Genomic DNA, 3895 nt, shown 5'->3' with positions numbered 1-3895 from the left:
CTTAATTATAATACCACATTTTTGAGGGGGGACGGAGGATTTTTAAAAATTCCCCGTCCCAAATTAAAAATCGCCTGTCCCTTTTTATAGTTAATCTGTCTCTTTTTGTTTTAATTCTGTTTTTATTAGTTTGCGAATATTTTCTGCCTGATGCATGGAAATATTAAAGAAGTCTTTTATGAGAGTATCATACATTTTCCTGGAAGGAATATTGTCCAGTATTTCTATTACAGGGATATCCAGATCACGGTGCATATTATATAAAAGTGTAGTGGCAATTGCCTTGCGTTGAAGCAATTCGTCTTCAGGAAGATCGATAAAAACTTTATCTGTGGAAAATGTATGAAAAGATTTGAAGTGTTCGATAGATTCGAAATGTTTGTCAATGATTTCAAAAGCAATAGGATGAATAATACCAGAGTGTGGTGGTGAAATAAATTCTTTAAAACTACTGTAGCGGTAATTATCAATAGATTTGCACATATTTGCTTTTATGGGATTCAAATGGATGTAGCGTAGACAATTGAAGAAATATGACTCATCTTCGATGCATTGACTTCGAAAACGGCCGTCAAAGACATAACCAACACGATTATGTTTTTGATTATAGTATACTGCGTAAACTGAAAGGATCCTGGCCATAAAGGCGGACAGTTCTTCAATAGGAGCTCGCATTAGCAGATGAAAATGATTTGACATAACGCAATATGCAAATATTTTAATGTTGTATTGGCTGATGGAATCACGAATAATATTCAGAAATCGGGAACGCTCTAGATTTTTTGAAAAAATAGGAAATTTGTTAATGCCGCGGCTGGTTATGTGATAAAACTCAGTGCTGCTTTCCTGTCTGGGCTTTCTGGGCATGTCGATACTCCTTTCTGAAAAGGAACAGAACATAAACAGGGACAGGTGATTTTTAATTTGGGACGGGGAATTTTTAAAAATCCTCCGTCCCGTTTTGGGTTTTATTAATATGATTTTCCCCAATATGCCATATGTTTTGCCGGTTTTCCACACCAAATACATTTATCAGAGATCATTTCTTCGTCTTCAATCAGGCATCTGGTTGCCGCTCCACCGGTAACGTATTTTACTTCGCCTTCGCATTCTGGATCTCCGCACCAACATGCTTTTACGAATCCACGGTTTGCTTTGAATTTAGCTTCCATTTCTTCCATGGATACAGCTGTATCGATATGATCGTTCAGGAATTTTTCAGCTCTGTCGTACATATCCTGCTGTTCCTGCTCTAAGATTTCGCGCAGCTTTGTTGCGATTTCATCCAGAGAAACAATTGTCTTTTCGCGGTTGTCACGACGAACAACAACAACCTGATTCTTTTCGAGATCCTTTGGTCCGATTTCGATACGTGTCGGGATACCAAGGATTTCCTGTTCGGAGAATTTCCATCCGGTACTCTTGTCGGAATCATCGATTTTAACTCGGTATCCGGCTTTTTTGAGTTCGTCTAATAAAGCATAGGATCTCTCAAGTACGCCTTCTTTATGCTGAGCGATTGGAATGATACGACATTCAACTGGCGCTACATGTGGTGGAAGTACAAGTCCATCGTCGTCACCATGTACCATGATCAGGCCGCCGATACTTCTTGTGGACCATCCCCAGGAAGTCTCATAAGCGCTCTGAAGCTGGTTGTTTTTATCAACATATTTAATATCAAATGCATCCGGGAATCCGCTTCCGAAGAAGTGGCTGGTTGCAGACTGCAGTGCTTTCCCGTCATGCATTAAAGCTTCTATGGTGTAGGTATCCTGAGCTCCGGCAAATTTTTCGTGTTCCGCTTTTCTACCGGCTACGAAAGGCATTGCCATGGTTTCTTTGTAGCAGTCTTTGTATACCTGCCACATCTGAATGGTTCTTTCTTCCGCTTCCTCATAAGTAGCATGAAGTGTATGCCCCTCCTGCCATAAAAATTCTCTGGAACGAAGGAAAGGTCTTGTGGTCTTTTCCCAGCGAAGTACAGAGTTCCACTGGTTCCATACTTTTGGAAGATCTCTGTAAGAACGTACAGTTTTTGCCCAGAGGTCACAGAATAATGTCTCTGAAGTAGGGCGGATGCACAGTCTTTCCTGTAATCTTTCCATACCGCCATGGGTAACCCATGCTACTTCAGGCGCAAATCCTTCTACATGATCCGCTTCTTTTTCCAGAAGATTTTCCGGAATTAAAGTCGGAAGATAAACATTTTCAACACCGGTTTCTTTAAAACGTTTGTCCAGATCAGCCTGAATCAGTTCCCAGATAGCATAGCCGTTTGGTAAATAATTCAGACATCCTTTTACGCTTGAATAATCGCAAAGCTGAGCTTCACGTACTACATCTGTGTACCATTGTGCGAAATCTACATCACGTGGTGTGATGTTTTTTACTAATTTTTCTTTTGCCATATTTCTCTTCTCCTTTTCTTTTTTGCGAAGTCTCTGACCCGCATTATTATGCCGGGAGCTATGGATGCCTTTAGGTGATCCGCGGCCTCTTTTATTGACGAAAATAAAACCGCCGGACTTCTCAGCTCCCCAAAAGGGACCGAAAAGTTCGGCGGTACCACCCTAGTTAACTACGACTGTCGTAGTTCTCTTCATTTGCCGTTAACGCTGGCAGGACGCTACATTTTCATGCAGTGGCTCCAAGACCGGTTCCATGCAGTTCGAGGCAGGTATCTTACACCAAATGATTCCCTCTCTGTGGCCTGCTTACATGTACTAATTCTCTTCGTTGCCATAAATCTTGAATTGACCATAATTTTAATCGAATGCTTCATTTTTGTCAAGACAAAGAAAAGATTATCTCAGTAAAATATAAATAAAGAATACCAGGTAAGCGATGAGAAACAGTACACCCTCTCTTCGTTGTATTTTGTGGTTGCTGATCGCGGAAATATAGACAATCAGGCTGGCTGCGATCAAAATAAGGGTATCATACACGGCTGTGACATCCAGCGTAATCGGCGTAATGGCGGAAGAAATACCCAGAATTAACAAAATATTGAAGATATTTGAACCGACTACGTTACCGACAGCAAGGTCATTTTCACCTTTACTGGAAGCTACCATGGAGGTAACCAGTTCCGGAAGAGAGGTGCCAAGTGCGACAATGGTCAATCCGATGAATGTCTGGCTCAGCCCAAATGTTTCCGCAATGTTGCATGCGCTTTCAACCACCAGGTTTCCGCCCCAGACGATTCCGGCAAGACCAAGTATAATAAAGGCGGTGCTTTTCAATGGGGACATCACTTTGTAATCTTCTTCGGCAGTAGTATCAGACCGGGAATTTAAGGCTGATTTAACAGTTGCATATAAAAAGATCGCAAAAAGAATGAGAAAGAGAATTCCCGCCCATCGACCAAGTATAAAAGTTTTATTGCCCTCCAGAATTTTGATGATTGAAAAGTCAGAATCTAAAAATAACAAAATAATTGCAATAAATATAGAAAATGGAAATTCTTTCCTTAACAGAGACCATTTTGCTTCAATTGGACGAATAATCGAACAACAACCGAGAACAACCAAAAGATTAAAGATATTAGAACCCAGGACATTGCTGACAGCAAGATCGTTATTTCCACGAATCGCAGCAGTCACACTTACGGATAATTCCGGCATACTTGTCCCAAATGCGACAACCGTCAGACCGATAACAATGGACGGAACTTTTAATAGTTTTGCGACACTGGAGCTTCCATCTACAAAAAAATCTGCTCCTTTGATCAGCTGAATAAATCCAAGAATTAAAAGAATATAGTTCATAGCAGTAACCCTTTCTATTACTAACAGTTATGTTATCTTGCATATTTTAGCACACTATGATTAAATGATAAAGAAAATAATTTTAAAATAAAGGAGATTTCCATATGCAGGCAGATGCCTTAAAC

At 40.3% G+C, this 3895-nt stretch carries 3 protein-coding genes and 1 other annotated feature; all 3 genes read right to left on the bottom strand.

Annotated elements, in window-relative coordinates:
- Positions 1-90: 90 nt before the first annotated feature.
- Positions 91-867, bottom strand: a complete 777-nt coding sequence (locus JQM82_RS14590) for a transposase (protein WP_235251129.1) — start codon at positions 865-867, stop codon at positions 91-93.
- Between the two features lie 104 nt (positions 868-971).
- Complete coding sequence (proS, locus tag JQM82_RS14585; RefSeq protein ID WP_235251128.1) at positions 972-2411, bottom strand: proline--tRNA ligase; 1440 nt, start codon at positions 2409-2411, stop codon at positions 972-974.
- A gap of 131 nt (positions 2412-2542) precedes the next feature.
- Positions 2543-2749, bottom strand: a binding site (T-box leader).
- Between the two features lie 58 nt (positions 2750-2807).
- Positions 2808-3770 (bottom strand): calcium/sodium antiporter, encoded by a 963-nt coding sequence (locus tag JQM82_RS14580; protein WP_235251127.1) that lies wholly within the window; start codon positions 3768-3770, stop codon positions 2808-2810.
- Between the last annotated feature and the right edge of the window lie 125 nt (positions 3771-3895).

It is taken from the genome of Faecalicatena contorta (genome assembly GCF_021531995.1).
GTDB classification, from domain to species: Bacteria; Bacillota; Clostridia; order Lachnospirales; family Lachnospiraceae; genus Dorea_A; species Dorea_A contorta_A.
Note: the sequence above shows the minus strand (reverse complement) of the source record. Positions and strands in the feature narration are given on the sequence as shown.

Excerpts from the sequence above, each read along its gene's own strand:
- JQM82_RS14590 (WP_235251129.1), bottom strand. The coding sequence starts at position 867 with ATGCCCAGAAAGCCCAGACAGGAAAGCAGCACTGAGTTTTATCACATA.
- proS (WP_235251128.1), bottom strand. The coding sequence starts at position 2,411 with ATGGCAAAAGAAAAATTAGTAAAAAACATCACACCACGTGATGTAGAT.
- JQM82_RS14580 (WP_235251127.1), bottom strand. The coding sequence starts at position 3,770 with ATGAACTATATTCTTTTAATTCTTGGATTTATTCAGCTGATCAAAGGA.